This is a genomic window from Streptomyces sp. NPDC001933 (genome assembly GCF_042890955.1).
In the GTDB taxonomy this organism is placed as follows: Bacteria; Actinomycetota; Actinomycetes; order Streptomycetales; family Streptomycetaceae; genus Streptomyces.
Genome location: NZ_JBIASS010000001.1, coordinates 853,696 through 879,982 on the forward strand (window position 1 = coordinate 853,696; position 26,287 = coordinate 879,982).

A 26,287-nucleotide genomic window follows, 5' to 3' on the forward strand; every position below is an offset into this window, starting at 1 on the left:
GAATTCAGGAAGTTCGCCTGCCCGTCGGGGAGCCGCTGCCGGGATGTCGCCGGCCGGTCAGCCCTTCAGCGCGGCCGTGATCGCGGTGTTGAAGGCCTCCACCGTCATCGGGGCGTTCTCGCTCTGGCCGTCGGTGAGTGCCTTGCCGTCCATCTTCAGCGTCGGGGTGCCCCGCACGCCGCTGTCGTCGAACGCCGCCGACATCTTCATCGCCCAGCTGTCGAAGGTGCCGTCCTTGACGTCCTTCTGGAAGGCGGCGTTGCCCTTCAGCGCGTCCACCGTGTCGGCGACCTTGATCAGGTAGGAGTCGTCCTTGAACTTGTCGTCGGTCTCCTCCGGGTGGTACTTCGCGGAGTAGAGCGCGGCCTTGTAGTCGAGGAAGGCATCCGGGCTGACGTCGAGCGCCGCGCCGAGCGCGCTCAGCGCGTTCTTCGAGCCCTCGCCGTTGGCCGCGTTGTCGATGAACGTGGCGCCGATGTACTTGACCTTGTACTTGCCGGCGTCGACGTCCTTGCGGATCGTCTCGCCGACGGACTGCTCGAACGTGGCGCAGATCGGGCAGCGCGAGTCCTCGTACAGCTCCAGGGTCTTCTTGGCGGTCGACTTGCCGATGACGACGCTGGTGCCGTTCTCGCCCGAGGTGTTCTTGGGCGCGGTCACGTTCTTCGCGTCCTTGGCCGCCTCCCAGTGGGACGGCTTGTTCAGCTGCATGACGCCCCAGGCGGCAGCACCCACGACGGCCAGCACGCCGACGATCGAGACGCCGACGATGATCTGCCGGCGGGTCTTGTCCTTCTTGGCCTGGCGCTCGCGCTCGGCGCGCAGACGCTCGCGGGCCGCCGCCTTGTTGGCCTGGGTGTTGCGCTTGCTCATGTCCGTATCTCCATGGTGTGAGGGGCGTGTCGTAGGGGATGTGCGTGCTCAGGCGAAGGCCGAGCGCGGCGGTCCCCTCCGTCCCACGGAGTGCACGAGCAGGCGGGCGTGTACGAGCGGGTGCGGGCCATGTCCGGCGGGCCGCATCCGGCTGCGGGCCGGGCGGCGGGCCGTGCCGACCACGGCGACCGCGATCAGCAGCGGCCGGAACGCCAGGACGGCGGCCGCCTCCAGCAGACCGGCCAGCGCGGACTCGCCCCGCCGGAGCCAGGCCGCGGCGAGCAGGCCGACCGAGACGTGGGCGGCGAGCAGCAGCCACGGCACCGCTGGGCCGGGCGAGGCCAGCAGCGCGGCCGTCGTGTGCCCGGCATCGGTCACCGAGGCGAACGGGTCGGCCCCGGCACCGGTCGGCGCCGCACCGGCGCCGACCATGCCGCCGCACAGCACGTCGACGCCGACCGAACGCAGCGGCCCCGCGATCGGGCCGCCGGCCGCGCCGTAACAGACATGCTGACCGGTGGTGAAGACGGTGTCGGCGGCCAGCTCCAGCGGGACCAGCAGCCCGGCGATCGCCCCGAAGCCGCGCTCCCGGCCGGCCAGCGCGTACGCCACGGCGAACACCACGCCGGCCAGCAGGGCGACGGCGGTCAGCGGCAGCGGGACCCGGGAGAGCAGCACATGGGAAGCAGCGGAGAGCGTCACGACGAGCGCTGTGAAAAGCGCCGCGCGAACGACTCTGAACTGCTTCCCGGATATGTCCATCGCCGAGGAGTGTCGCATGCGAACCTGTAAGTGAGCCCTAAAGGGATGGGGCCGATGGGATCAGAGCCCCGGAATGCGGCCGTTGCGGAAGAGGTCCACGAAGATCTGGTGGTCGGCGCGGGCCCTGGCGCCGTAGCTGTGGGCGAAGTCCACCAGCAGGTCGGCGAAGCCCTCCTCGTCGGCCGCGATCGCCGCGTCGATCGCCCGCTCGGTGGAGAACGGCACCAGCGAGTGACCGCTCTCGTCATCGGCCGCGGAGTGCATCGTCGCCGTCGCCCGGCCGAGATCCGCGACGACCGCCGCGATCTCCTCCGGCTCGTCGATGTCGGACCAGTCCAGATCGACCGCGTACGGAGACACCTCGGCGACCAGTTGCCCCGTCCCGTCCAGCTCGGTCCAGCCGAGCCACGGGTCGGCGTGCGCCTGCAGGGCGCGCTGCGAGATCACGGTGCGGTGGCCCTCGTGCTGGAAGTACTCGCGCACCGCCGCGTCGGTGATGTGCCGGGAGACCGCGGCGGTCTGCGCCTGCTTGAGGTAGATCACCACATCGTTCTCCAGGGCGTCGCTGTTGCCCTCCAGAAGGATGTTGTACGAGGGGAGCCCGGCCGAACCGATCCCGATGCCGCGACGGCCGACGACATCCTTCACCCGGTACGAGTCGGGGCGGGTCAGGCTCGACTCCGGCAGCGTCTCCAGATAGCCGTCGAAGGCCGCCAGCACCTTGTAGCGCGTCGCCGCGTCCAGGTCGATCGAGCCGCCGCCCGGCGCGAACCGGCGCTCGAAGTCCCGGATCTCCGTCATCGAGTCCAGCAGCGAGAACCGGGTCAGCGACCGGGCGTCGCGCAGCGCGCCCAGCAGCGGGCCCTCGGCCGTGTCCAGGGTGAAGGGCGGCACCTCTTCATTCTTGACGCCCGTCGCCAGCGCGTGGACCCGCTCGCGGTAGGCCGCCGCGTAGACCCGGACCAGCTCGCTGATCTGGTCGTCGCTCAGCGCCTTCGCGTACCCGATCAGGGCGACGGAGGCGGCGAACCGCTTGAGGTCCCAGGTGAACGGGCCGACGTACGCCTCGTCGAAGTCGTTCACGTTGAAGATCAGCCGGCCGTTGGCGTCCATGTACGTGCCGAAGTTCTCCGCGTGCAGATCGCCGTGGATCCACACCCGGCCGGTCCGCTCGTCCAGGTACGGGCCGCCGTGCCGCTCCCGCTCCAGGTCGTTGTAGAACAGGCACGCCGTGCCCCGGTAGAAGGCGAAGGCCGAGCCCGCCATCTTGCGGAACTTGACCCGGAAGGCAGCCGGGTCGGCAGCCAGCAGCTCCCCGAACGCGGTGTCGAAGACCTCAAGAATCTGCTCCCCGCGCTCTGCTGCGCCGGTCTGCGCTTCCGACATCTCTGGGTGCCTCCTGGTACCTGACGTGCATGACAGACGTGCATGACAAATGGGACGGGCGTCTCAGCCCTACAACGCGCGACCGTACCCGGGAGTGCCCGTCGTCAGGCACCTCGAAGACGTAGACTTCCACGCTGTCCCCCCAGCCCGCCAAAGCCGTTTCCCGGAGGCACAGCGCCGTGACCAAGCCGCCCTTCACGCACCTTCACGTCCACACCCAGTACTCGTTGCTGGACGGTGCCGCGCGGCTCAAGGACATGTTCGCTGCCTGCAATGAAATGGGCATGTCGCACATCGCGATGACCGACCACGGCAACCTGCACGGGGCCTACGACTTCTTCCACTCGGCGAAGAAGGCGGGCGTCACCCCGATCATCGGCATCGAGGCGTACGTCGCCCCGGAGTCGCGCAAGCACAAGCGGAAGATCCAGTGGGGCCAGCCGCACCAGAAGCGCGACGACGTCTCGGGTTCGGGCGGTTACACCCACAAGACGATCTGGGCGGCGAACAGCACCGGGCTGCACAACCTCTTCAAGCTGTCCTCGGACGCGTACGCCGAGGGCTGGCTGCAGAAGTGGCCGCGCATGGACAAGGAGACCATCGCCCAGTGGTCCGAGGGCCTGATCGCGTCCACCGGCTGCCCCTCGGGCGAGGTGCAGACCCGGCTGCGGCTCGGCCAGTTCGACGAGGCGGTCCAGGCCGCCTCCGACTACAAGGACATCTTCGGCGAGGGCAAGTACTTCCTGGAGCTGATGGACCACGGCATCGAGATCGAGCGCCGGGTCCGTGACGGGCTCCTCGAAATCGGCAAGAAGCTGAACATCCCGCCGCTGGTGACCAACGACTCGCACTACACCTACGCGCACGAGGCCACCGCGCACGACGCCCTGCTCTGCATCCAGACCGGCAAGAACCTCTCCGACCCGGACCGCTTCCGCTTCGACGGCACCGGCTACTACCTCAAGACGACCGACGAGATGTACGGCGTCGACTCCTCCGACGCCTGGCAGGAGGGCTGCGCCAACACCCTGCTGGTCGCGGAGCAGATCGACACCACCGGCATGTTCGAGAAGCGCGACCTGATGCCGAAGTTCGAAATCCCGGACGGCTACACGGAGATCACCTGGTTCCAGGAAGAGGTCCGCGTCGGGATGAACCGGCGCTTCCCGGGCGGTGTCCCCGAGGACCGGCAGAAGCAGGTCGAGTACGAGATGGACATCATCATCCAGATGGGGTTCCCGGGGTACTTCCTGGTCGTCGCCGACTTCATCATGTGGGCGAAGAACAACGGCATCGCGGTCGGCCCCGGCCGAGGCTCCGCCGCCGGTTCGATCGTGGCGTACGCGATGGGCATCACCGACCTCGACCCGATCGAGCACGGGCTGATCTTCGAGCGGTTCCTCAACCCCGAGCGCGTGTCCATGCCCGATGTCGACATCGACTTCGACGAGCGCCGGCGCGTCGAAGTGATCAGGTACGTGACGGAGAAGTACGGCGCCGACAAGGTCGCCATGATCGGCACGTACGGAAAGATCAAGGCGAAGAACGCCATCAAGGACTCCGCCCGGGTCCTCGGCTACCCGTACGCGATGGGCGACCGGCTCACCAAGGCCATGCCCGCCGACGTCCTCGGCAAGGGCATCGACCTCAACGGCATCACCGACCCCAAGCACCCGCGCTACAGCGAGGCGGGCGAGATCCGGGGGATGTACGAGAACGAGCCGGACGTCAAGAAGGTCATCGACACCGCGAAGGGCGTCGAGGGCCTGGTCCGGCAGATGGGCGTGCACGCCGCCGGCGTCATCATGTCCAGCGAGCCGATCGTCGACCACGCCCCGATCTGGGTGCGGCACACCGACGGCGTCACCATCACGCAGTGGGACTACCCGCAGTGCGAGTCGCTCGGCCTGCTGAAGATGGACTTCCTCGGCCTGCGAAACCTCACCATCATGGACGACGCCGTGAAGATGGTGGAGTCCAACAAGGGCGTCAAGCTGGACCTGCTCGGCCTCCCGCTGGACGACCCCAAGACGTACGAGATGCTCTGCCGCGGTGACACGCTCGGCGTGTTCCAGTTCGACGGCGGCCCGATGCGTTCCCTGCTGCGCCAGATGCAGCCCGACAACTTCGAGGACATTTCCGCCGTCTCGGCCCTGTACCGGCCGGGCCCGATGGGAATGAACTCGCACACGAACTACGCCGAGCGCAAGAACGGCCGCCAGGAGATCACCCCGATCCACCCGGAGCTGGAGGACCCCCTCAAGGAGGTCCTCGGCCTCACCTACGGCCTGATCGTGTACCAGGAGCAGGTGCAGAAGGCCGCCCAGATCGTCGCCGGCTACTCGCTCGGCGAGGCCGACATCCTGCGCCGCGTGATGGGCAAGAAGAAGCCCGAGGAACTGGCGAAGAACTTCGTCCTCTTCGAGGCGGGGGCCAAGGAGAAGGGCTTCTCCGACGCCGCGATCAAGGCCCTGTGGGACGTACTGGTCCCGTTCGCCGGATACGCGTTCAACAAGGCGCACTCCTCCGCGTACGGCCTGGTCACCTACTGGACCGCGTACCTCAAGGCGAACTACCCCGCCGAGTACATGGCGGCGCTGCTGACCTCGGTCAAGGACGACAAGGACAAGTCGGCCGTCTACCTCAACGAGTGCCGCCGCATGGGCATCAAGGTGCTGCCGCCCAATGTGAACGAGTCCCTGTCGAACTTCGCCGCCCAGGGCGACGACGTGATCCTCTTCGGCCTCACCGCCGTGCGCAACGTCGGCCAGAACGTCGTCGACTCGATCATCCGGTGCCGCAAGGCGAAGGGGAAGTACAGCTCGTTCCCCGACTTCCTGGACAAGGTCGAAGCGGTCGTCTGCAACAAGCGCACCGTCGAATCGCTGATCAAGGCCGGCGCCTTCGACGAGATGGGCCACACCCGCAAGGGCCTGGTCGCCCACCACGAACCGATGATCGACAACGTGGTGCAGGTCAAGCGCAAGGAGGCCGAGGGCCAGTTCGACCTCTTCGGCGGCATGGGCGACTCGGACGACGGCGCTTCCGAGCCGGGCTTCGGGCTCGACGTGGAGTTCTCCGACATCGAGTGGGAGAAGTCCTACCTGCTGGCCCAGGAGCGCGAGATGCTCGGCCTGTATGTCTCCGACCACCCGCTCTTCGGCCTGGAACACGTGCTGTCCGACAAGGCCGACTCCTCGATCTCCCAGCTGACCGGCGGCGAGCACGCCGACGGCGCCATCGTCACCGTCGGCGGCATCATCTCCGGCCTCCAGCGCAAGATGACCAAGCAGGGCAACGCCTGGGCCATCGCCACCGTCGAGGACCTGGCCGGTTCCATCGAGTGCATGTTCTTCCCGGCCACCTACCAGCTGGTCTCCACCCAGCTCGTCGAGGACACCGTCGTCTTCGTCAAGGGACGCCTCGACAAGCGGGAGGACGTGCCCCGGCTGGTCGCCATGGAGATGCAGGTTCCCGACATCTCGTCGGCCGGCACCAACGCCCCCGTGGTCCTCACCATCCCCACCGTCAAGATCACCCCGCCCATGGTCAGCCGCCTCGGCGAGGTCCTCAGCAGCCACCGGGGCGACACCGAGGTACGGATCAAGCTCCAGGGCCCGCGCAAGACCACGGTGCTCCGGCTCGACCGGCACCGGGTCAAGCCCGACCCGGCGCTCTTCGGCGACCTGAAGGTGCTGCTCGGCCCGTCCTGCCTGGCCGGCTGAACCGGTTCTCCCGCGCAGACGTACGAGAGGGGCGCCCCGCGAAAGCGGGAGCGCCCCTCTCGGTCATCGGGCCGCAGTCCGGACCGGAGACGGCTCCGGTCAGTTGTGGCCGAAGCGCCGCTGGTGCTTACGGGCAACATCAGAAGGGCTGCCCTGGGCCTGCGACTGAGGCTGTATCTGCGACTCGTACGCGGTCGTCTTCGCCTCTTCCGCGCCGCGCTCCGTGCCGGACGCGCGGTTCTGCTGGCTGCCCTGCTTGCGGTTCTTGTTCTTGGCCATGGTCTTCCTCCTATGGGGACTCTCGGGGCCAGGACCGCGTTCAGATTCACATGCCGGGGCAACCCGTGCATTTTGGATCATTACCGTGCGTAGTGGGGGTGCTGGGTGCGTGGTTTCCCGGATCCGCCACGCCGATGATCGAGTTCCGGCCGTCAACCCCTGCGCGGTCGGGCAGACTCGAAGGAAACCCTTGGCAAAGACCGCACCCGAACTCCTGGAAGAGGGTGGATCGCGTGGACCGTTGCGTCGTCCTGGTGGACGCCGGCTACTTGCTGGGCGCAGCCGCGAGCCTGCTGGCAGGAGAACCGGCCCGTTCCCGCATCACGGTCGACCACGCGGCCCTCATCCGGGGCCTGCGCGAGCGGGCCGAGGCCGATACGGAGCAGCCGCTGCTGCGGATCTACTGGTTCGACGGCGCCCCCGACCGGGTGCCGCAGCCCGAGCACCGCAGGCTGCGCGTGATGCCCCGGGTCACCGTCCGGCTCGGTGCCCTGACCCGCAGCGACGGACGCTGGGCCCAGAAGGGCGTCGACGCCGCGATGCACGCCGAGCTCACCGAACTGGCCAGGAACCGGGCCTGCTCCGACGTGGTGCTGGTGACCGGCGACGGCGATCTGCTGCCCGGTCTGATGTCCGCCAAGGAACACGGCGTCGCCGTCCATCTGTGGGCCGTCCAGGCCGCCGACGGCGACTACAACCAGTCCGAGGACCTGGTCGCCGAGGCCGACGAGCGAAGGGTGCTCGACCGGGCCTGGATCACCCAGGCGGTACGGGCCAAGGAGACCGGCGGCGTCTGCGCCCCGCCCCCCGTGCCCCGCCCGGAGATCGCCGCGATCCTCTCCGCGCCGCTTCCCGAGGCAGCCCTCGCCGCCTCCGCCGAGCGCGCCTCGGAGGCCCAGGCGGCGGCCGCCTCGGGCGGCGCCGCGGCACCGCCCGAGGAGAGCACCGCCACCGACCGCCCCGTGCCCGGCGGCCGGGGCGTCCCCACCCCCAAGGACCTGGCGGGCAGCCTGCGCGGCCCCGGCGTCCAGCCCGACCGGAACCTCCCGCAGCCGTCGCCCGCCGGCGCGACCCTGCGCTGGTCCTCCGACAAGAGCTGGGCGGAGCGCGGCGGACCGCTGGGCGAGCCCGCCGAGACCGCCTCGCTGCCGACACTGGCCCAGCTCACCAGCGCCGAGCAGCGCTGGGCGGACCGCGAGGAGGACATCACCACCGTCGGCGGTGACCCGTTCGAGGTGGGCCAGGTCTTCGCCCGTCGCTGGATGGAGCGGCTCCCGGAGACCGTCCATCTGCAGAAGCTGTCGACCATGTACCCGCGCATCCCGCACCGCATCGACGGTGAGCTGCTGCGCTACGCCGCCCGGTTCGGTCTGCTCGCCCACAAGGACGACCAGATCGACGAGCACGACCGCTACGCGATCCGGGCGGGATTCTGGCGGGAGATCGACGTACGGGCGGCGGCCGAGCACACCCCCGCGGCGGAGCGGACGAGCCCGTCCGCCGGCTGACGGCACAGCGGGGCCACGGGCGGGCGACCCGGTCACCGGTCGCCGCGCCGGGGCCGGCCGGCGTGGCCCCGGGCGCAATCCGGGGCATCCGACCCCGTACCCTCGTACCTCGTGAGTACGGGCACAGCACAGGCGCAGCCGGCGACCGGGACCGTGTGCGCGGTGCGTGATCTGGTCAAGACCTATCCCGCAGCCCGCGGCCGCCGCGGCACCCCCGCCACACCCGAGGTGCGCGCCACCGACGGGATCAGCCTGGACGTGCGGCGCGGCGAGATCTTCGGCCTCCTCGGCCCCAACGGCGCCGGGAAATCCACCCTGGTACGGCAGCTCACCGGGCTGATGCGCCCCGACTCCGGCAGCGTCACCGTGCTGGGCCACGACCTCGTACGCCACCCGGAACGCGCCTCCCGGCTGATCGGCTACCTCGGGCAGGAGTCCACCGCCCTCGACGAGCTGACCGTCTCGCTCGCCGCCGAGACCACCGGACGGCTGCGCGGCCTCGCCGCGGCCGACGCCCGCGCCGAACGCGACGCCGTACTCGGTGAACTCGGCCTCACCGAGATCGCGGGACGCCCCCTGAAGAAGCTCTCCGGCGGACAGCGGCGGCTCGCCTGCTTCGCCGCCGCGCTGGTCGGCGAGCGGCCGGTGCTGCTGCTGGACGAGCCGACGACCGGCATGGACCCCGTCGCCCGGCGCGCCGTCTGGGCCGCCGTGGACCGGCGCCGGGCCGAGCGCGGCACGACGGTGCTGCTCGTCACTCACAACGTCATCGAGGCCGAGACCGTCCTCGACCGGGTCGCCGTGATCGAGCACGGCAAGGTCATAGCCTGCGACACGCCGACCGGGCTCAAGGAACGCTTCGCGGGCGAGGTCCGGGTCGAGCTGGTGTGGCGCGAGCGGGCACCCCTGGACGTGCCCGAGGTGGCCGCGCTGCGCGGCTCGGCCCAGGAGTCGGGGCGGCGCTGGGTGCTGCGGCTCGGTCCCGACGAGGCGCGGGCGGCGGTCGCCGCGGTGACCGGCGGCGCGGCCTTCGCCGCACTCGACGACTTCACGCTGGCGACGCCCAGCCTGGAGGACGTCTATCTCGCGCTCGGCGGGGACGCGACCAAGGGGTTGGTGAAGTCATGACGGGGGCCGGCGGGGTGGCCGGGGCCGACGGGGTGGCCGGGGCCAGTGGGACGACCGGGTGCGGGTGCGTGGCCGGGCAGGGAACGAACAGGAGCAGCGCCAGGTGACGAGCATCGTTCCCGCGCACGCGGTGACCGGACCCGTCCCGGCCACGGAGGACGGCCCCGGCGTCGCCTTCGACGGCTTCGACGGCGAGCGGGCGGCGCCCGCGCCGCTCGCCCCGAGGGCCCGGCTGTTCCCCTCGCTCGCGGCGGTCTACCGCGCCCAGCTGTCCAGGGCCAGGGTCGCCCGTATCCCGCTGCTCTTCGTCGCGACCTTCCAGTCGGTCGGGATCATGGTGCTGATGCGCGGGGTGGTCGACGGCGGCTCCGAGGCGCGGGCCGTCGTCGCCGGCTCCAGCGTCCTCGTCGTGGCCTTCGTCGCGCTCAATCTCCTCGCCCAGTACTTCGGGCAGCTGCGGGCCGGCGGCGGGCTCGACCACTACGCGACCCTGCCGGTGCCGCCCGCCTCGGTGGTGCTCGGTGCGGCCGGGGCGTACGCCTCCTTCACCGTGCCCGGCACGATCGTCACGGCGGTGGCCGGCAGCGTGATGTTCGGGCTGCCGCTGACGCATCTGTGGGTGCTCGTCGCGGTCATCCCGCTCTCCGGGGCGGCGCTCTCCGGGCTGGGCGCGGCGCTGGGACTGCTCGCGCCCCGGCAGGAGCTGGCCACGCTCCTCGGCCAGCTGGGCATGTCGGCGGCGCTGCTGCTCGGTGTGCTCCCCGCGGACCGGCTGCCGACGCCGGTCGGCTGGGCGCGCGATCTGCTGCCCTCGACCTACGGCGTCGAGGCGCTGGCCCGGTCCTTCGACGCCCACCCGGACTGGGCGGTCGTCGCGCTGGACCTCGCCGTCTGTGCCGTGGTCGGCGTGCTCTCGCTGGCCGCGGCGACGTGGGCGTACCGCAGGGCAGCGGTCCGGTGAGGCGCGGCGCGGGGGTGCCTGGCACGATGGCACGGTGACCGCACCTCTGACGCCGCCTCACCAGCCCTCGTCCAACGATCCCTGGCAGACCCCGCCGAACTGGGGTGGCCCGGGGGGCTCCCACCTGATCGGTGCGCACCAGCCGGGAGGGCTGCCGGGAGCGCCCGAGGAGAAGGCTCTCGCGCCGGAACTGCGCAGGGCCGCGGTCGTCGCCGCTCTGGTGACCGTCTCGGGCGTCGCGCTCGGGCTCCTCTGGCTGTGGCTGGCGCCGAGGGTTCCGCTGATCTCCGACAGCACCGCCGTCTTCCTGAGCGACAGCGAGGGCGAGGAGGCGATCGGCGCCGACGGTACGTTCGTGCTGCTGGCCCTGGCCTTCGGCGCGGTCTCCGCGGCGCTGGTCTTCTGGTTCCAGCGGCGCGGCGGGATCGCCCTGGTGGTGGGGCTCGCGCTGGGCGGGCTGCTCGGTTCGCTGCTGGCCTGGCGGCTGGGGGTGTGGCTCGGGCCGACGCAGGACGTGGTCGCGCACGCGCGGGCGGTCGGCAAGGGCGTGGTCTTCGACGCGCCGCTCCAGCTGCGGGCGAAGGGGGCGCTGCTGGCGTGGCCGCTGGGGGCGATGGCGGTTCATCTCGGGTTGACCGCGATGTTCGGGCCGCGGGATCCGGAGCCGGAGTGGGGGGTGTTTCCGGGGGCGCCGAGTGCTCCGGCGGCGCCGGGCGCTCCGAGCGCTCCGGGTGCCCCGGGGGCGTCGGCGCAGTCGTAGGTGTGCAAGTGCGGGTGGGTGGGCCGCTGCGCGGGGCTTGTCCCCTACCCGCCCCTACCCGCCCCTTCCCGGAGCCGGGGCTCTGCCCCGGACCCCGGTCCTCAATCGCCGGACGGGCTGGAATGGGCTCGGGTGGGCTGATATGGGCGCGAGTGGCTGAAACAGGCGCGGGCCGGGCGAGCGGTGCTGGGCGGGCCGGAACCGGCTCAGTTTTCCCGGCCGATATCCGCGAACACCGCCCCCGTCAGCGACGCCAGATCCGTCGGGGAGAGTTCGACCTCCAGGCCCCGGCGGCCCGCCGAGACGCAGATCGTCTCGTGGGACCGTGCCGAAGCGTCCAGTACCGTACGCAGCCGCTTGCGCTGGCCCAGCGGGGAGATGCCGCCCCTCACGTAACCGGTGGTGCGTTCGGCGGCCGACGGGTCGGCCATGGCGGCCCGCTTGCCGCCCACCGAGGCGGCCAGGGCCTTGAGGTCCAGTGAGCCGGCCACCGGGACCACCGCCACGGTCAGCATGCCGTCGACGTCCGCGACCAGGGTCTTGAAGACCCGGTCGGGGGAGACGCCCAGTGCCTCGGCCGCCTCCTCGCCGTAGGAGGCCGAGGCCGGGTCGTGGTCGTAGGAGTGGACGGTGAACGCCGTGCCGGACGCGGTCAGGGCGACCGTTGCCGGGGTGCCGCCGGACTGTTGCTGCTTCTTGGGCTTCTTCGCCACGGGGAGCGGTCCTCGGTCGGTCGGTCTTCGGATCAGTTGGGGTGGGTCGGGGCGCGGGTCAGATCCACCGCGGGCAGGGACGGGAGATGGCGGATGACGGCGGTCTCGGAGCGCAGCAGCGTCAGTTCCTCGCGCAGCCGGGTCGCGGTGTCGGGCGCCTGGAGCAGCCGCTGCCTGGTCGGGACGTCCAGTACGGCCGCCGCCGCGACCAGGTACGAGACGACGGAGGGGTCGTCGGGCAGGTCCGCGCCGGTCGTCAGCGACCGTTCGCTCGCCCCGGCCAGCCGCTTCTGGTAGCTGCGGAAGGCCCTCAGTACGCCCTCGGCGAGCGCCCCCGCCTCCTCGCCGGTCTCCTCGTCCAGCTCTTCGAGCTCGGCCGTCAGGAAGGGGCCGCTCGCCTCCACGGAGAGCAGCTTGACCCGGGTGGTGCCGGTGGCCAGGACCTCGAAGCTGCCGTCCGGCCGTTCCCGGATCTTCGCCGCGTCGGCGATGCAGCCGACCCGGTGGAAGGTCTGGACCGGGTCGGGGCCGAAGCCGTCCGCGGGGCCGCGCTCGGCGGGGACGTTCACCGCGTCCGGCATTCCGGCGCCCGTCGGGGCGGTCTCGCGGCCGTCGCGGATCGCGACCACGGCGAACCGGCGGGGTTCGTCCTCGTCGGTCTTCAGGAGTTCGCGCATCATGGCGCGATAACGCTCCTCGAAGACGTTCAGCGGCAGCACGAGGCCGGGGAACAGCACCGCGTTCAGCGGGAACAGAGGCAGGCGAGCGGTGGTCACAACGGTCAAGCGTAATGGCCGCGGGCCCGGCCCCGGTCGGCCCGTCCCGGGATCGGTGCCGCGCAGGCCGTCCGGAGCCGTGTCTCGTCCCGCGCCTCCAGGAACCGGCCGAGCGGATCGTCGGAGACCGACGACCACGGGAACGACGCCGCATGGGGTCCGATCCGCCGGAACTGTTCCAGGGCCTCGTTCCAGCGCCCCCGGCCGACCAGCACGAACGCCAGCAGATTGCGGACCTCGGCGGGCCACGGGTCGCCCGGCTCGAACGAGGCGGACAGCTCGATGGCCAGATCGGCCGCCGCGTCGATCCGCTCCTCCTGCACCGAGGTGGTCCGGGCGCCGGGCCCCTCGATCAGCAGGGCGAAGGCGGCCCGCAGCGGCAGCGCCTGCACCAGCGAACTGGGCAGCGAGTCCTCGGCGGCCCGCTCGGCGAAGTCGAAGCACTCGCGGTGCGAGCCGTACCAGGCCGCGGAGAGGTACCGCAGCGCCGCGACATGGCAGCCGTAGTGGTGCGAGGAGCGCTGGATCGCCTGCTCCCACAGCGCCCCGAACATGGTGTGCGTGGCGTGGGTGCCGCGGGCGTGGTCGAGCGCCAGGCGCCAGGGCACCGGGTCGCGCGGATCGCTCTCGGCCGCCGCCGAGATCAGCGGCCCCACCTCGCGCAGCTGCTCGGCGCGGGCGGGCGACTCCCAGGCCCGGCGGACCGCCAGCTCGGCCTTGACGAGCAGCGCGTCCGGGTCGTGCGGGGAGGCGGCGAGCCAGTCGGTCAGCCAGCCGTCGCGGTTGCGGGCGAAGGTGACGAGCCGGCCGAGGTAGCGGTCGCGGTTCTCCCACTCGGCGCAGTCCCGGGTGGTGGCGAGGAGTTTCGCGGCCGGTCCGTACTCCCCGAGGGCGGCGGCGACGAGTGCCGGGGAGAGCCGCTCGTCGGGGGCGTCGAGCAGCACCTCGTCGTCCGCGGGCAGTCCGGCGGGCCCCTGCGAAGGGAGCCGGACCGCGCGCGCGGCGCGGAGCAGAGCACGAAGGATTGGCATGGTGCAGACCATTGAAAAGCCCTGGTCGGAGCGGCGCCAGAGGCTCGCTGTGAAACTTTGGTGCCGAGTGAATGGGTTGTACCGGACCGAGTCAAGAAGAAGTAAAGGAAAGTCCGGAATCTGGCTTGTTCCTGCTGGTCCGGCCAATGGTGTGCGGCACTCCGAACGTAGCTCGGGCTCCCGTTCGACTGCGGTCCGGGCGCCGGAGGCCGCTCGGCACGACGGGCCGCGAGCGGCCGGGCGGCCCGTCGTCCGGTCGGTGGTGGCCGGATCCCGTCAGCCCCGCCGCAGCAGCCGTGAGGCGCCCGCCGCCACGGTCGTGGCCAGTATCCAGCCCAGCAGTACGAGCACGGCCGCCGCCCACTGCCAGCCGTCCTCCATCCGCCAGTAGCCGTCCTGGCCCAGATTGATCACCGGGATCAGCAGATCCAGCGCGTACAGCGCCGGGTTCCACTGCGGATGCTCGTCCTGCTTGATCGCCGCCGGGACGTGCCGGGAGAAGGCCATCGCCCCCGCCGCCCACAGCAACGCCATCCACAGCGCGGCCCGCCCCGGCCGGTAGCCGTACGCCACCGTCCAGTCCTGGAGGTAGCCCCAGAGCTTCCCGGCGAGCGGCAGCGTCTCGCGCCGTCGCCGCTGCTTGGCCAGCAGCACCTCCCGGGCGTCCGCGTCCTCCCCGCAGTTGCGCAGCACCGTCGCGAGCCGCTCGTACGGCTCGGGGACGTACTCCGGGGTCGCCGCCGCCACCCATTCCAGGCGCCGGGAGAGCGGGAAGTGCCCGTACGGGACGAGGTTCTCGTACACGAAACCGCCCATCGCCAGTCCGCCGGGCCCCGGCCAGCTGGTCGACACGTCGATCAGCGTGACGACCTTCGCGCCGTTCAGCACGACCCGGCCCTCCTCCGGCCGTTCCGCGTTGAACCGCAGCTCCGGGGTGACGATCCGGCGCAGCGACAGCTCCTCGTGCCGGGCCAGCACGAACCGCGCCTTGTGCAGATCGACCGCGTCACCGAACCGCCCGTCGTCCAGGCGCACCCCGCCGCGGCACTCGAAGCCCTGCGCACGGGTGCCGTTCGCCGGGGTCGAGGCCATGACGATGCCGTACGGGGGAGTGGTGCCTTGGATCCCGGTGTCGACGCTCACCCACGCCTCGCTCATGTACAGCGTCCGCTCCACGGTCAGCTGAGGGGCGTTCAGCGCGCGCCGCCCCTCCCTGCCCCGCAGCCGGCTGCCGCGCAGGCTCAGCGAACCACCGACCTTCGCCCCGCGCAGACTCAGCTCGCCGCGCGCCTCGATCAGCTCCGCCTGGAGGTCCTGGGCGACCGCCAGCCCGTCACCGGCCAGCGCCCGCCCGCCCCGGTCCGGGCCGATCTCGATCTGGTTGATCATCAGATCGGTGCCGATCTGGGCGTCGGTGAGCCGGATCCCGCGCGGGATCCGGCAGCGCGGCAGATGCAGATCGCCCTCGGTGCGCAGCCGGGCCGCCTCCAGCCGCGGCATCGCGCAGCCGACGATCCGCAACGTAGTGAAGTGGCACTCCGGCAGCACCACCTCGTTCTCGAAGCGGCAGCCGGTCATCTCGACGTACGGCGCGACGCGCCCGCCCGCGAGATCGAGTGTGCCGGTGATCCGCACACCCCGGAGCTTCAGCGCGGCCACCCGTCCCGGCCGCGGCGGCGGCCCGGACAGCAGCAGCCGGGCGACGACGCGCCCGTCCACACTGCGCTCCGGTCCCCAGACACGCGGTGCGAACGGATCGTCGCGCGCGGGATCGCGGGCGCGCAGATCGTAGGTGCTGCCGTTCCGGAAGGCCTGCCACATGCCCAGCTCGGCCGCGCTCAGACCGTCCGGAAAATCGCCGTCGTGCGGTTCGGTCACGGGTGCCCCTTCCGCTCGGAGCTGTTCTTCCCTCTGGGTGACGACGTGAACGCTATTGGTCAGCAGTGACGTCCGGGACATGTATCAGCCAGTGATACGGGCGACCGGACGCCGGAGCCGGTCTGCGAGAATTGCGGTGTGATCTCTCGAATCGATCTGCGCGGCGATGCCCTCCCCGAGGGTGGAGCCCTGCGCGACCTGCTGCCCCGTGCCGAGTTCGACGTGGAAGCCGCCCTGGAGACGGTGCGGCCCATCTGCGAGGACGTACGCCATCGTGGCTCCGCGGCAGTGATCGAGTGGGGGGAGAAATTCGACGGCGTACGGCTCGACTCGATCCGGGTCCCGGCCGAGGCGATCGCCTCGGCCGTCGAGCGGCTCGACCCGGCCGTGCGGGCCGCGCTGGAGGAGTCGATCCGCCGCGCCCGCCTCGTCCACCGCGAGCAGCGCCGCACCACCCACACCACCCAGGTCGTCCCCGGCGGCACCGTCACCGAGAAGTGGGTGCCGGTCGAGCGCGTCGGGCTGTACGTGCCGGGCGGCCGCTCCGTGTACCCATCGTCCGTGGTCATGAACGTCGTACCGGCCCAGGAGGCGGGCGTCGAGGGCATCGCCGTCGCCTCCCCGCCGCAGAAGGACTTCGACGGCCTGCCGCATCCCACGATCCTCGCCGCCTGTGCCCTGCTCGGCATCGACGAGGTGTACGCGGCGGGCGGCGCCCAGGCCGTCGCGATGTTCGCGTACGGAACGGCCGAATGTCCTCCGGTGAACCTCGTCACCGGCCCCGGCAACATCTACGTCGCCGCCGCCAAGCGCCTCCTCAAGGGCCGCATCGGCATCGACGCGGAAGCGGGCCCCACCGAGATCGCGATCCTCGCCGACTCCACCGCCGACCCGGTGCACGTCGCCGCCGACCTGATCAGCCAGGCCGAGCACGACCCGATGGCCGCCGCCGTCCTGGTCACCGACTCCGAGGAGCTGGCCGCGGCCACCGAGGCCGAGCTGAAGCCCCAGATCGCCGCGACCAAGCACGTCACCGACCGGATCGAGCCCGCGCTGGCTGGCCGCCAGTCCGCGATCGTCCTGGTCAACGACCTGGAGGACGGCCTCAAGGTCGTCGACGCGTACGCCGCCGAGCACCTGGAGATCCAGACCGCCGACGCCGCCGCACTCGCCGACCGGGTCCGCAACGCAGGCGCTGTCTTCGTCGGCCCCTGGGCCCCGGTCTCGCTCGGCGACTACTGCGCCGGCTCCAACCACGTCCTGCCCACCGGCGGCTGCGCCTGCCACTCCTCGGGCCTCTCCGTGCAGTCCTTCCTGCGCGGCATCCACATCGTCGACTACACGCGCGACGCGCTCGCCGAGGTCACCCACCACGTCGTGACCCTCGCCGAGGCGGAGGACCTCCCCGCCCACGGCGCCGCGCTCAAGGCCAGGTTCGGCTGGAAGGTCCCGCAGCAGTGACGAACGGCAACACCCCCCGCACCCGCATCGACGACCTCCCGATCCGGGACGAACTGCGCGGCAAGTCCCCCTACGGGGCGCCGCAGCTCGACGTGCCCGTGCGGCTGAACACCAACGAGAACCCCTACCCGCTGCCCGAGGCGCTCGTCGACCGGATCGCCGAGCGGGTCCGCGAGGCCGCCCGCGACCTCAACCGCTACCCCGACCGGGACGCCGTCGAGCTCCGTACCGAACTGGCCCGCTACCTCACCCGCACCGCCGGGCACGAGGTCTCCCTCGCCAACGTCTGGGCAGCCAACGGCTCCAACGAGGTGCTCCAGCAGCTCCTCCAGACCTTCGGCGGCCCCGGCCGCACCGCGATCGGCTTCGAGCCCTCGTACTCCATGCACGCCCTCATCGCCCGCGGCACCGGCACCGGCTGGATCTCCGGACCGCGCAACGAGGACTTCACCATCGACGTCGAGGCCGCCCGCGAGGCCATCGCCGAGCACCGCCCCGACGTCGTCTTCATCACCTCGCCCAACAACCCCACCGGCACCGCCGTCGACGCGGAGACCGTGCTCGCGCTGTACGACGCCGCCCAGGCGGCCAAACCGTCGATGGTCGTGGTCGACGAGGCGTACGGCGAGTTCAGCCACCACGCCTCGCTGCTCCCGCTGATCGAGGGCCGGCCGAACATGGTCCTCTCCCGCACCATGTCGAAGGCGTTCGGTGCCGCCGGGCTGCGCCTGGGCTACCTCGCCGCCGACCCGGCCGTGGTCGACGCGGTCCAGCTGGTGCGGCTGCCGTACCACCTGTCCTCCGTCACCCAGGCCACCGCGCTCGCCGCCCTGGAGCACACCGATACGCTGCTCGGATACGTCGCGCAGCTCAAGGACGAACGCGACCGGATCGTCACCGAGCTGCGCGCCCTCGGCTACGACGTCACCGACTCGGACGCCAACTTCGTCCAGTTCGGCCGCTTCGCCGACAGCCACACCGCCTGGCAGCGGATCCTCGACCGGGGCGTCCTGGTCCGGGACAACGGCGTACCGGGATGGCTGCGGGTCTCCGCGGGCACCCCGGCAGAGAACGACGCGTTCCTCGATGCGGTACGCGAACTGAAGAAGGAGCACGACGCATGAGCCCCCGCGTAGGCCGCGTGGAACGCACCACCAAGGAAACCTCGGTACTCGTCGAGATAAACCTCGACGGCACCGGCAAGGTCGATGTGTCGACCGGGGTCGGTTTCTACGACCACATGCTCGACCAGCTCGGCAGGCACGGCCTCTTCGACCTCACGGTCAAGACCGACGGCGACCTGCACATCGACTCGCACCACACCATCGAGGACACCGCCCTCGCCCTCGGCGCCGCGTTCAAGCAGGCGCTCGGCGACAAGGTCGGCATCTACCGCTTCGGCAACTGCACCGTCCCGCTGGACGAGTCGCTCGCCCAGGTCACCGTCGACCTGTCCGGCCGCCCCTATCTGGTGCACACCGAGCCGGAGAACATGGCGCCGATGATCGGCGAGTACGACACGACGATGACCCGGCACATCCTGGAGTCCTTCGTCGCGCAGGCGCAGATCGCCCTGCACGTCCACGTGCCGTACGGGCGCAACGCCCACCACATCGTCGAGTGCCAGTTCAAGGCGCTCGCCCGCGCCCTGCGCTACGCCAGCGAACACGACCCGCGCGCCGCCGGGATACTCCCCTCCACGAAGGGCGCGCTGTGACCGGCCTCAACACCATTCTGATCGTCGTCGGCCTCTTCCTGGCCGGCGGCGTCTACTCCTTCGCGAAGCAGGGCATGCCCAAGGGCGTCATCGTCCTGCTCTCGCTCGCCTCCGTGATGTGCCTGGTGGCAGGCATTCTGCGGATCCAGGGACTCTGGGACTGAGGGAACGAGCTGTGAGCGACAACAAGAAGGTCGTCGTCTTCGACTACGGCTTCGGCAACGTCCGTTCCGCCGAGCGGGCCCTGGCCCACGTCGGCGCGGACGTCGAGATCACCCGCGACTTCGACAAGGCGATGAACGCCGACGGGCTGCTGGTGCCCGGCGTCGGCGCGTTCTCCGCCTGCATGGAGGGGCTGAAGAAGGCCCGCGGCGAATGGATCATCGGCCGCAGGCTCTCCGGCGGCCGCCCCGTCATGGGCATCTGCGTCGGAATGCAGATCCTCTTCGAGCGCGGCATCGAGCACGGCGTGGAGACGGAGGGCCTGGACGAATGGCCCGGCACCGTCGCCCCGCTGAAGGCCCCCGTCGTCCCGCACATGGGCTGGAACACCGTGCGGGCCCCCGAGGACTCCCAGCTCTTCGCCGGTCTCGACGCCGAGGCCCGGTTCTACTTCGTGCACTCCTACGCGGTGCACGACTGGAGCCTGGAAGTCACCAACCCCAAGATCCGCGCCCCCCGGGTCACCTGGGCCACCCACGGCGAGCCGTTCGTCGCCGCCGTGGAGAACGGCGCCCTGTGGGCCACCCAGTTCCACCCCGAGAAGTCCGGCGATGCCGGCGCCCAGCTGCTGACCAACTGGATCGAGACACTCTGATGCCGAAGCTTGAACTGCTCCCCGCCGTCGATGTCCGCGACGGCCAGGCCGTCCGCCTCGTCCATGGCGAGTCCGGCTCCGAGACCTCCTACGGTTCCCCGCTGGAGGCCGCCCTCGCCTGGCAGCGCGCCGGGGCCGAGTGGCTGCACCTGGTCGACCTGGACGCCGCGTTCGGCACCGGGGACAACCGGGCGCTGATCGCCGAGGTGGCCGGCGCCATGGACATCAAGGTCGAGCTCTCCGGCGGCATCCGCGACGACGCCTCGCTCGCCGCCGCCCTCGCCACCGGCTGCCGCCGGGTCAACCTCGGCACCGCCGCCCTGGAGACCCCGGAATGGGTCGCCAAGGTCATCGCCGAGCACGGCGACCAGATCGCCGTCGGCCTCGACGTCCGCGGCACCACGCTGCGCGGCCGCGGCTGGACCCGCGACGGCGGTGACCTCTACGAGACGCTCGCCCGCCTCGACTCCGAGGGCTGCGCCCGCTACGTCGTCACCGACATCGCCAAGGACGGCACGCTCCAGGGCCCCAACCTGGAGCTCCTGAAGAACGTCTGCGCCGCCACCGACAAGCCCGTCGTCGCCTCCGGCGGCGTCTCCTCGCTGGACGACCTGCGGGCCATCGCCTCGCTCGTCCCGGACGGCGTCGAGGGCGCGATCGTCGGCAAGGCGCTGTACGCGAAGGCGTTCACCCTCGAAGAAGCGCTGCAGGTGGTCTCCTGATGAGCGACTCCGTCAACCGCGTCTCCTCCGGCGGCCCGTGGGAGGACAAGTTCGGTTACTCCCGCGCGGTGGAGCTGCCGAACGGCCTCGTCCTGGTCGCCGGCTGCACCGCAGTGGAGAACGGCCAGATCTCCGCGGGCGGCCCGTACGAGCAGGCCGTCACCGCCTTCAGGGTCGCCTTCGACGCGCTGAAGCAGTTCGGCCTGGGCCGAGAAGACGTCGTCCGTACCCGGATGTACATCACGCACGCCCGGGACGTGGACGAGGTCGGCCGCGCCCACAAGGAGCTCTTCGACGACGTGCGCCCCGCCGCCTCGATGCTCATCGTGTCCGGTTTCGTGGACCCGAGCCTGGTCGTCGAGGTCGAGGTCGAGGCCTACCGGGCAGGTGCGCGATGAGCCTCGCGGTACGCGTCATCCCCTGCCTGGACGTCGACAACGGCCGGGTCGTCAAGGGCGTCAACTTCCAGAACCTGCGCGACGCGGGCGACCCCGTCGAGATGGCGAAGCTGTACGACGCCGAGGGCGCCGACGAGCTGACCTTCCTGGACATCACCGCCTCCAGCGGTGACCGGGAGACCACCTACGACGTGGTGCGCCGCACCGCCGAGCAGGTCTTCATCCCGCTCACGGTCGGCGGCGGCGTCCGCACCGCCGACGACGTCGACAAGCTGCTGCGGGCCGGGGCGGACAAGGTCGGCGTCAACACCGCCGCCATCGCCCGCCCCGACCTCATCCGGGAGATCGCCGAGCGCTTCGGCCGCCAGGTCCTGGTGCTCTCCGTGGACGCCCGGCGCACCCCCGCCGGCACCTTCGAGGTCACCACGCACGGCGGCCGCAAGGGCACCGGCATCGACGCCGTCGAATGGGCGCACCGCGCCGCCGAGCTGGGCGCGGGCGAGATCCTGCTCAACTCGATGGACGCGGACGGCACCAAGGACGGCTACGACACCGAGATGATCACGGCGGTGCGCAAGCACGTGACCGTCCCCGTCATCGCCTCCGGCGGTGCCGGCCGGCTCGCGGACTTCGCACCCGCCATCGAGGCGGGCGCCGACGCGGTGCTCGCCGCCTCCGTCTTCCACTTCGGCGATCTGCGGATCTCCGAGGTCAAGGACGCGCTCAGGGAGGCCGGACACCCGGTCCGCTGAGCAGCCGTACGTACGAGCCCGACGCCGGGCGGAGCCGAGGAACCGGCCCCGCCCGGCGTCGGGCTTTTCCACCGTCCCCGATTCCGCAGCTTTTATTGCGCAATAAATATTGCGCAAGTTTTCTTTTCCATCTACGGTCGGGGCATGGCAAGCAAGGAATCACGCCGGGTCTCGGACCTGGAGACCCTGAAGGCGTTCGGCCACCCCCTGCGGATGCGGCTCTACCGGGCGCTCTACATCGCCCGCAAGGCCACCGCCTCCCAACTGGCCGACCAGGTCGACGAAGCGGTCTCGCTCGTCAGCTACCACCTGCGCAAGCTCGCCGACCACGGCCTGATCGAGGAGGCCGAGCAGCAGGGCGCGGACGCCCGTGAACGCTGGTGGCAGCCCGCCTCGAAGGGGCTGAACTTCCACGAGGAGGACTTCACCGACGCCCCCGAGAAGGCCGCCACGCACGCCGCCGTCGGCCGGCTCTCCTTCGACCAGCACGTCGAGCTGTACCGCCGCTACCTCGACTCGGCCCCGAGCTGGCCGCTCCAGTGGCGCAGCGCCGCCTCCAGCTCCGAGTACCTGGCCCGGCTCACCGCCGAGGAGCTCGCCGCGCTCAGCCGCGAGATGCACCAGGTGGTCGACCGGTACGAGGAGCTCGGCCGCGCCCGCGAGGAGGCCGGGGACACCGAAGGCCGCGAGAACGTCGCCGTACACCTGTACACATTCCCGTTCCGCCCCTGACCCGCCGTCCCGGGAGGCCGACCCCATGACCGTCACCGACACCGAAATACCCGCGCGGACCGCCGAACGCCCCGCCCACCGCGACGCCAACGTCCTGCGCTGGCTCGGTGCCTACACCGCCTCGATGATCGGCGACAGCGTCTACTACATGGCGCTCGCCTGGGCCGCCGCCCGCTCCGGCAGCCCCACCCAGACCGGGCTCGTCCTCGCCGTCGGCTCCATACCCCGGGCCGTGCTGATGCTCGGCGGGGGAGTGCTCGCCGACCGGATCGGACCGCGCCGCGTCGTCATCGGCAGCGACGCCGCCCGCTGCCTGGTCGTCCTCGGCCTGGCCGGCGCGCTGCTGCTGACCTCGCCCGCGCTGTGGATGCTGATCGCCGTCGCGCTCGTCTTCGGCGTGGTCGACGCCCTCTTCCTGCCCGCCGTCGGCGCCCTGCCGCCCCGGATCACCGCCACCGGACAGCTGGCCCGGGTCCAGGGGATGCGCGGACTGGCCACCCGTACCGCCAACGTCGTCGGCGCCCCGCTCGGCGGCGTCACGGTGGCTCTCGGCGGGCCGACGCTCGCCTTCGCCGCGGCCGGAGTGCTCTTCGCCGTTTCGCTGCCGCTGCTGCTGTCGCTGCGGATCCGCCCGCTGCCCGACCGGGAGGACGTCGAACCCTCCGGCACCGCCTGGCACGACCTGGCCGACGGGCTGCGCCACATCCGCCGCCACCCGCTGCTCGGACCGCTGATGCTGGTCGTCGCCGTCAGCGAGCTGGGCTTCGTCGGGCCGCTCAACCTCGGAATGATCCTGCTCGCCCGGGACCGTGACTGGGGCGCCTCCGGCATGGGCTGGATCATCGCCGCGTTCGGGATCGGCGCGGGTGCGTCGGCGCTGCTGCTCGCCGTGCGCGGCCGGGTGCCGCGCGCCGGGCTGGTGATGTGCCTGACGGTACTGGTCGGCGCGGTCGCCATCGGCGCCCTGGCCTACATGCCCACGGTGGCCCTCGCCGTGGCCGTGGCCTTCTGCATCGGGCTCTTCGCCGGCCTCGGCGGCTCCCTGCTGGGCGCACTGGTCCAGACCGTCACCGAACCCGCCTACCTCGGCCGGGTCACCTCGGTCTCGACCCTGTTCACCCACGCGATCGCCCCGCTCAGCTACCCGGTCACCGGGGCGGCCGTCGCGGTCTGGGGGACCGGCCCGGTCTTCGTCGCCAGCGCCGCGGTGTGCGCCTCCGGAGCGGTGACGGGGCTGGCCATCACCGGGCTGCGCAGCGCGGAACTCCCGCGCTGAGGCCGCCCCCGTACGCCCTACATCCCCAGCTCCGCCGTGTGCAGCCGGTCCACCGCCTCCTTGTCGCCCTCCAGGCCCACCACGGCCGCGTCCTGCCGCCCGAACGCGAAGAGCAGCAGCTCGCCCGGCTCGCCGGTCACCGTCACCACCGGGGTTCCCTTGTGCGCCACCGCCGTCTGGCCGTCCGGGCGGCGCAGCACCAGACCCACCGGGGACCTGCGGCCCAGGATCCGGGCCGTCCGCTCGGCGCGCGCCCACAGCACATCGGCGAACACCGGGTCCAGCTCCCGCCGCGACCAGTCGGGCTGGGCCCGGCGGACGTCCTCCGCGTGGATGTAGAACTCGACGGTGTTGGCGGCCTCGTCGACCTGCTTCACGGCGTACGGGGAGAATCTCGGCGGCCCCGTACGGATCAGCTGGATCAGCTCCTCGTACGGCTTCGCGGCGAACTCGGCCTGCACCCGTTCGAGCCGGTTCCTCAACGCGCCCAGCAGGATCCCGCCCGCCGCGTCCGGCCGGCGCTCCCGGACCACCACATGGGCGGCCAGGTCCCGGGTCGTCCAGCCGTGGCACAGGGTCGGGGCCTCTGGTCCCGCCGCCTCCAACAGGTCGGCGAGCAGAAGTCGTTCACGCTTCGCATGGGTCGACATGGTCGCCAGCCTACGACCGACGCACCCGGTCCGCCCAGTGGACGCCGCACCAGAACGCCGCCGCGGCCACGGCACAATGGGCGCATGACCAGCGCGCCCACGCCCAGCACCCCGCCGCCGTCCAGCAACCTCGACCCGGCCATCGCGGCCCGGCTCAAGCGGGGCGCCGACGGACTCGTCCCGGCCATCGCCCAGCAGTACGACACCGGCGAGGTGCTGATGCTCGGCTGGATGGACGACGAGGCCCTGCACCGCACCCTCACCACCGGCCGCTGCACCTACTGGTCCCGCAGCCGCCAGGAGTACTGGGTCAAGGGCGACACCTCGGGCCACATCCAGCGGGTCAAGTCCGTCGCCCTGGACTGCGACGCCGACACCGTCCTCGTCAAGGTCGACCAGACGGGTGCCGCCTGCCACACCGGCGACCGCACCTGCTTCGACGCCGACGTCCTCCCGCTCGCGCAGTAAAGGGCCAGCCGCCATGGATCTCGACACCTTCCGCAAACTCGCCGCCGACCGGCGCGTCATCCCCGTCAGCCGCAGGCTCCTCGCGGACGGCGACACCCCGGTCGGGCTCTACCGCAAACTCGCGGGCGAGCGCACCGGCACCTTCCTCCTGGAGTCCGCGGAGAACGGCCGCACCTGGTCGCGCTACTCCTTCATCGGGGTACGCAGCGCCGCCACCCTCACCGCACGCGACGGACAGGCCCACTGGCTGGGCGTCCCGCCCGTCGGCGTCCCCGTCGACGGCGACCCGCTTCAGGCCCTGCGCGCCACCATCGAGACCCTGCACACCCCGCACGACGTGGTCGTCGACGACGCGCTGCCCCCGTTCACCGGCGGCATGGTCGGCTACCTCGGCTACGACATCGTGCGCCGCCTGGAGAAGATCGGCGACAGCGCCGAGGACGACCTGCACGTCCCCGAGCTGACGATGCTGCTCACCTCCGACCTGGCGGTGCTCGACCACTGGGACGGCAGCGTCCTGCTGATCGCCAACGCGATCAACCACAACGACCTGACGACCGGCGTCGACGAGGCGTACGCGGACGCCGTCGCGCGCCTGGACGCCATGGAACGGGACCTCTCCCGCCCCGTCGAGAACGTCCCCGCCGCCCTCCCGCCGTCCGAGCTGCCCCCGTACACCGCACTGTGGGGCGGCGAGGCGTACCAGGACGCCGTCGAGGACGTGAAGGAACGCATCAGGGCCGGCGAGGCCTTCCAGGTCGTCCCCTCCCAGCGCTTCGAAACCCCGTGCACGGCAAGCGCGTTGGACGTCTACCGGGTGCTGCGCGCCACCAACCCGTCGCCGTACATGTACCTCTTCCGGTTCGACGGCTTCGACGTCGCCGGCTCCAGCCCGGAGGCCCTGGTCAAGGTCGAGGACGGCCGCGCGATGGTCCACCCGATCGCCGGCACCAGGCACCGCGGCGCCACCCCGCAGGAGGACCAGGCGCTCGGCGAGGAGCTCCTCGCCGACCCGAAGGAACGCGCCGAGCACCTGATGCTGGTCGACCTCGGCCGCAACGACCTGGGGCGGGTCTGCGCACCCGGCACCGTCGAGGTCGTCGACTTCATGTCGATCGAGCGGTACTCGCACGTGATGCACATCGTCTCCACCGTCACCGGCCAGGTCGCCGAGGGCCGCACCGCCTTCGACGTCCTCACCGCCTGCTTCCCCGCCGGCACCCTCTCCGGCGCCCCCAAGCCCCGCGCGATGCAGATCATCGAGGAGCTCGAACCGACCCGCCGCGGACTGTACGGAGGCTGCGTCGGCTACCTCGACTTCGCCGGGGACTCCGACACCGCCATCGCCATCCGTACCGCCCTGCTCCGCGACGGCACCGCGTACGTCCAGGCCGGAGCGGGCGTCGTCGCCGACTCCGACCCGGTCGGCGAGGACACCGAATGCCGCAACAAGGCCGCGGCGGTGCTCCGCGCGGTGCATACGGCCAACCGGCTCCACACGCTCTGAGGCGGTA

The 26,287-nt window shown here is 71.5% G+C and carries 26 protein-coding genes; 17 read left to right on the forward strand and 9 right to left on the reverse strand.

Annotated features, from left to right (window positions below; genetic code table 11):
* Window positions 1-57: 57 nt before the first annotated feature.
* From ACFYY7_RS03780 to ACFYY7_RS03790, 3 genes are read right to left on the reverse strand one after another with little or no spacing between them, the layout of a single operon-like run.
* Complete coding sequence (locus ACFYY7_RS03780) at window positions 58-873, reverse strand: DsbA family protein (RefSeq protein ID WP_388656570.1); 816 nt, start codon at window positions 871-873, stop codon at window positions 58-60.
* A gap of 48 nt (window positions 874-921) precedes the next feature.
* Window positions 922-1,635 (reverse strand): hypothetical protein, encoded by a 714-nt coding sequence (locus ACFYY7_RS03785; protein WP_388656573.1) that lies wholly within the window; start codon window positions 1,633-1,635, stop codon window positions 922-924.
* A 60-nt stretch (window positions 1,636-1,695) separates the two neighbouring features.
* On the reverse strand, window positions 1,696-3,021 hold the full coding sequence (locus ACFYY7_RS03790; protein ID WP_388656576.1) for a DUF2252 domain-containing protein: 1,326 nt from the start codon (window positions 3,019-3,021) through the stop codon (window positions 1,696-1,698).
* A 179-nt stretch (window positions 3,022-3,200) separates the two neighbouring features.
* Between ACFYY7_RS03790 and dnaE the strand changes: the two genes are divergently transcribed.
* The gene (dnaE, locus tag ACFYY7_RS03795) at window positions 3,201-6,746 is read left to right on the forward strand and encodes a DNA polymerase III subunit alpha (protein ID WP_388656578.1); all 3,546 of its coding nucleotides are present in this window, start codon (window positions 3,201-3,203) and stop codon (window positions 6,744-6,746) included.
* Between the two features lie 99 nt (window positions 6,747-6,845).
* On the opposite strand, the gene ACFYY7_RS03800 is transcribed toward dnaE, so the two are convergent.
* Window positions 6,846-7,025 carry a hypothetical protein gene (locus ACFYY7_RS03800; RefSeq protein ID WP_266736692.1) on the reverse strand — a complete coding sequence of 60 codons (180 nt, stop codon included), beginning with the start codon at window positions 7,023-7,025 and terminating at the stop codon, window positions 6,846-6,848.
* A gap of 224 nt (window positions 7,026-7,249) precedes the next feature.
* Between ACFYY7_RS03800 and ACFYY7_RS03805 the strand changes: the two genes are divergently transcribed.
* The 4 genes from ACFYY7_RS03805 (at window position 7,250) to ACFYY7_RS03820 (ending at window position 11,382) form a co-directional block, all read left to right on the forward strand.
* Window positions 7,250-8,533, forward strand: coding sequence for an NYN domain-containing protein (locus ACFYY7_RS03805; protein ID WP_388656581.1), 1,284 nt, complete (start codon window positions 7,250-7,252; stop codon window positions 8,531-8,533).
* A gap of 153 nt (window positions 8,534-8,686) precedes the next feature.
* On the forward strand, window positions 8,687-9,661 hold the full coding sequence (locus tag ACFYY7_RS03810; protein WP_388657114.1) for an ABC transporter ATP-binding protein: 975 nt from the start codon (window positions 8,687-8,689) through the stop codon (window positions 9,659-9,661).
* 232 nt (window positions 9,662-9,893) lie between these two features.
* Window positions 9,894-10,622 carry an ABC transporter permease gene (locus tag ACFYY7_RS03815; RefSeq protein WP_358941859.1) on the forward strand — a complete coding sequence of 243 codons (729 nt, stop codon included), beginning with the start codon at window positions 9,894-9,896 and terminating at the stop codon, window positions 10,620-10,622.
* Window positions 10,623-10,656: 34 nt separating this feature from the next.
* Complete coding sequence (locus ACFYY7_RS03820; protein WP_388656584.1) at window positions 10,657-11,382, forward strand: ABC transporter permease; 726 nt, start codon at window positions 10,657-10,659, stop codon at window positions 11,380-11,382.
* A 206-nt stretch (window positions 11,383-11,588) separates the two neighbouring features.
* On the opposite strand, the gene ybaK is transcribed toward ACFYY7_RS03820, so the two are convergent.
* From ybaK to ACFYY7_RS03840, 4 genes are all read right to left on the reverse strand, one after another.
* Window positions 11,589-12,095: a Cys-tRNA(Pro) deacylase gene (ybaK, locus tag ACFYY7_RS03825; RefSeq protein WP_388656587.1), complete on the reverse strand. Its 507-nt coding sequence runs from the start codon at window positions 12,093-12,095 to the stop codon at window positions 11,589-11,591.
* Between the two features lie 32 nt (window positions 12,096-12,127).
* Entirely contained in the window at window positions 12,128-12,871 is a 744-nt protein-coding gene (locus ACFYY7_RS03830) for an LON peptidase substrate-binding domain-containing protein (protein ID WP_266736688.1), read from the reverse strand.
* A 5-nt stretch (window positions 12,872-12,876) separates the two neighbouring features.
* A complete protein-coding gene (locus ACFYY7_RS03835; protein WP_388656590.1) occupies window positions 12,877-13,914 on the reverse strand; it encodes a hypothetical protein in 1,038 nt (345 codons plus the stop codon).
* Between the two features lie 264 nt (window positions 13,915-14,178).
* A complete protein-coding gene (locus ACFYY7_RS03840) occupies window positions 14,179-15,780 on the reverse strand; it encodes an oxidoreductase (protein ID WP_388656593.1) in 1,602 nt (533 codons plus the stop codon).
* A gap of 138 nt (window positions 15,781-15,918) precedes the next feature.
* Between ACFYY7_RS03840 and hisD the strand changes: the two genes are divergently transcribed.
* The 10 genes from hisD (at window position 15,919) to ACFYY7_RS03890 (ending at window position 23,655) form a co-directional block, all read left to right on the forward strand.
* The gene (gene hisD / locus ACFYY7_RS03845; RefSeq protein WP_388656596.1) at window positions 15,919-17,241 is read left to right on the forward strand and encodes a histidinol dehydrogenase; all 1,323 of its coding nucleotides are present in this window, start codon (window positions 15,919-15,921) and stop codon (window positions 17,239-17,241) included.
* Window positions 17,238-18,365: a histidinol-phosphate transaminase gene (locus ACFYY7_RS03850; RefSeq protein WP_388656599.1), complete on the forward strand. Its 1,128-nt coding sequence runs from the start codon at window positions 17,238-17,240 to the stop codon at window positions 18,363-18,365. Before hisD ends, ACFYY7_RS03850 begins: the two co-directional genes overlap by 4 nt.
* On the forward strand, window positions 18,362-18,958 hold the full coding sequence (gene hisB / locus ACFYY7_RS03855; protein ID WP_317865871.1) for an imidazoleglycerol-phosphate dehydratase HisB: 597 nt from the start codon (window positions 18,362-18,364) through the stop codon (window positions 18,956-18,958). Before ACFYY7_RS03850 ends, hisB begins: the two co-directional genes overlap by 4 nt.
* Window positions 18,955-19,122, forward strand: a complete 168-nt coding sequence (locus tag ACFYY7_RS03860) for a hypothetical protein (protein ID WP_164493121.1) — start codon at window positions 18,955-18,957, stop codon at window positions 19,120-19,122. The genes hisB and ACFYY7_RS03860 overlap by 4 nt, the downstream gene beginning before the upstream one ends.
* A gap of 11 nt (window positions 19,123-19,133) precedes the next feature.
* The gene (gene hisH, locus ACFYY7_RS03865; protein ID WP_266736677.1) at window positions 19,134-19,775 is read left to right on the forward strand and encodes an imidazole glycerol phosphate synthase subunit HisH; all 642 of its coding nucleotides are present in this window, start codon (window positions 19,134-19,136) and stop codon (window positions 19,773-19,775) included.
* Window positions 19,775-20,497, forward strand: coding sequence for a bifunctional 1-(5-phosphoribosyl)-5-((5-phosphoribosylamino)methylideneamino)imidazole-4-carboxamide isomerase/phosphoribosylanthranilate isomerase PriA (gene priA, locus ACFYY7_RS03870; protein WP_358941800.1), 723 nt, complete (start codon window positions 19,775-19,777; stop codon window positions 20,495-20,497). Before hisH ends, priA begins: the two co-directional genes overlap by 1 nt.
* Complete coding sequence (locus ACFYY7_RS03875; protein ID WP_388656604.1) at window positions 20,497-20,895, forward strand: RidA family protein; 399 nt, start codon at window positions 20,497-20,499, stop codon at window positions 20,893-20,895. The genes priA and ACFYY7_RS03875 overlap by 1 nt, the downstream gene beginning before the upstream one ends.
* Window positions 20,892-21,647: an imidazole glycerol phosphate synthase subunit HisF gene (gene hisF / locus ACFYY7_RS03880; RefSeq protein WP_266494637.1), complete on the forward strand. Its 756-nt coding sequence runs from the start codon at window positions 20,892-20,894 to the stop codon at window positions 21,645-21,647. The genes ACFYY7_RS03875 and hisF overlap by 4 nt, the downstream gene beginning before the upstream one ends.
* Before the next feature lie 144 nt (window positions 21,648-21,791).
* The gene (locus ACFYY7_RS03885) at window positions 21,792-22,379 is read left to right on the forward strand and encodes a winged helix-turn-helix domain-containing protein (protein WP_388656607.1); all 588 of its coding nucleotides are present in this window, start codon (window positions 21,792-21,794) and stop codon (window positions 22,377-22,379) included.
* Between the two features lie 25 nt (window positions 22,380-22,404).
* On the forward strand, window positions 22,405-23,655 hold the full coding sequence (locus ACFYY7_RS03890; RefSeq protein ID WP_388656610.1) for an MFS transporter: 1,251 nt from the start codon (window positions 22,405-22,407) through the stop codon (window positions 23,653-23,655).
* Between the two features lie 17 nt (window positions 23,656-23,672).
* Here ACFYY7_RS03890 and ACFYY7_RS03895 read toward each other — a convergent pair whose 3' ends face one another.
* Window positions 23,673-24,305, reverse strand: a complete 633-nt coding sequence (locus tag ACFYY7_RS03895) for a TIGR03085 family metal-binding protein (protein ID WP_266736668.1) — start codon at window positions 24,303-24,305, stop codon at window positions 23,673-23,675.
* Window positions 24,306-24,389: 84 nt separating this feature from the next.
* On the opposite strand from ACFYY7_RS03895, the gene hisI reads away from it, so the two are divergent.
* Together hisI and ACFYY7_RS03905 are read left to right on the forward strand one after the other, a co-directional pair.
* Window positions 24,390-24,773 (forward strand): phosphoribosyl-AMP cyclohydrolase, encoded by a 384-nt coding sequence (hisI, locus tag ACFYY7_RS03900; protein WP_351257662.1) that lies wholly within the window; start codon window positions 24,390-24,392, stop codon window positions 24,771-24,773.
* Window positions 24,709-26,280: an anthranilate synthase component I gene (locus tag ACFYY7_RS03905; RefSeq protein ID WP_388656613.1), complete on the forward strand. Its 1,572-nt coding sequence runs from the start codon at window positions 24,709-24,711 to the stop codon at window positions 26,278-26,280. Before hisI ends, ACFYY7_RS03905 begins: the two co-directional genes overlap by 65 nt.
* Window positions 26,281-26,287 lie beyond the last annotated feature (7 nt).

Coding starts and splice junctions, on each gene's coding strand:
- ACFYY7_RS03780 (WP_388656570.1), bottom strand. CDS start 873: ATGAGCAAGCGCAACACCCAGGCCAACAAGGCGGCGGCCCGCGAGCGT.
- ACFYY7_RS03785 (WP_388656573.1), bottom strand. CDS start 1,635: ATGGACATATCCGGGAAGCAGTTCAGAGTCGTTCGCGCGGCGCTTTTC.
- ACFYY7_RS03790 (WP_388656576.1), bottom strand. CDS start 3,021: ATGTCGGAAGCGCAGACCGGCGCAGCAGAGCGCGGGGAGCAGATTCTT.
- ACFYY7_RS03800 (WP_266736692.1), bottom strand. CDS start 7,025: ATGGCCAAGAACAAGAACCGCAAGCAGGGCAGCCAGCAGAACCGCGCG.
- ACFYY7_RS03835 (WP_388656590.1), bottom strand. CDS start 13,914: ATGGTCTGCACCATGCCAATCCTTCGTGCTCTGCTCCGCGCCGCGCGC.
- hisB (WP_317865871.1), top strand. CDS start 18,362: ATGAGCCCCCGCGTAGGCCGCGTGGAACGCACCACCAAGGAAACCTCG.
- priA (WP_358941800.1), top strand. CDS start 19,775: ATGCCGAAGCTTGAACTGCTCCCCGCCGTCGATGTCCGCGACGGCCAG.
- ACFYY7_RS03875 (WP_388656604.1), top strand. CDS start 20,497: ATGAGCGACTCCGTCAACCGCGTCTCCTCCGGCGGCCCGTGGGAGGAC.
- hisF (WP_266494637.1), top strand. CDS start 20,892: ATGAGCCTCGCGGTACGCGTCATCCCCTGCCTGGACGTCGACAACGGC.
- ACFYY7_RS03885 (WP_388656607.1), top strand. CDS start 21,792: ATGGCAAGCAAGGAATCACGCCGGGTCTCGGACCTGGAGACCCTGAAG.
- ACFYY7_RS03890 (WP_388656610.1), top strand. CDS start 22,405: ATGACCGTCACCGACACCGAAATACCCGCGCGGACCGCCGAACGCCCC.
- ACFYY7_RS03895 (WP_266736668.1), bottom strand. CDS start 24,305: ATGTCGACCCATGCGAAGCGTGAACGACTTCTGCTCGCCGACCTGTTG.
- hisI (WP_351257662.1), top strand. CDS start 24,390: ATGACCAGCGCGCCCACGCCCAGCACCCCGCCGCCGTCCAGCAACCTC.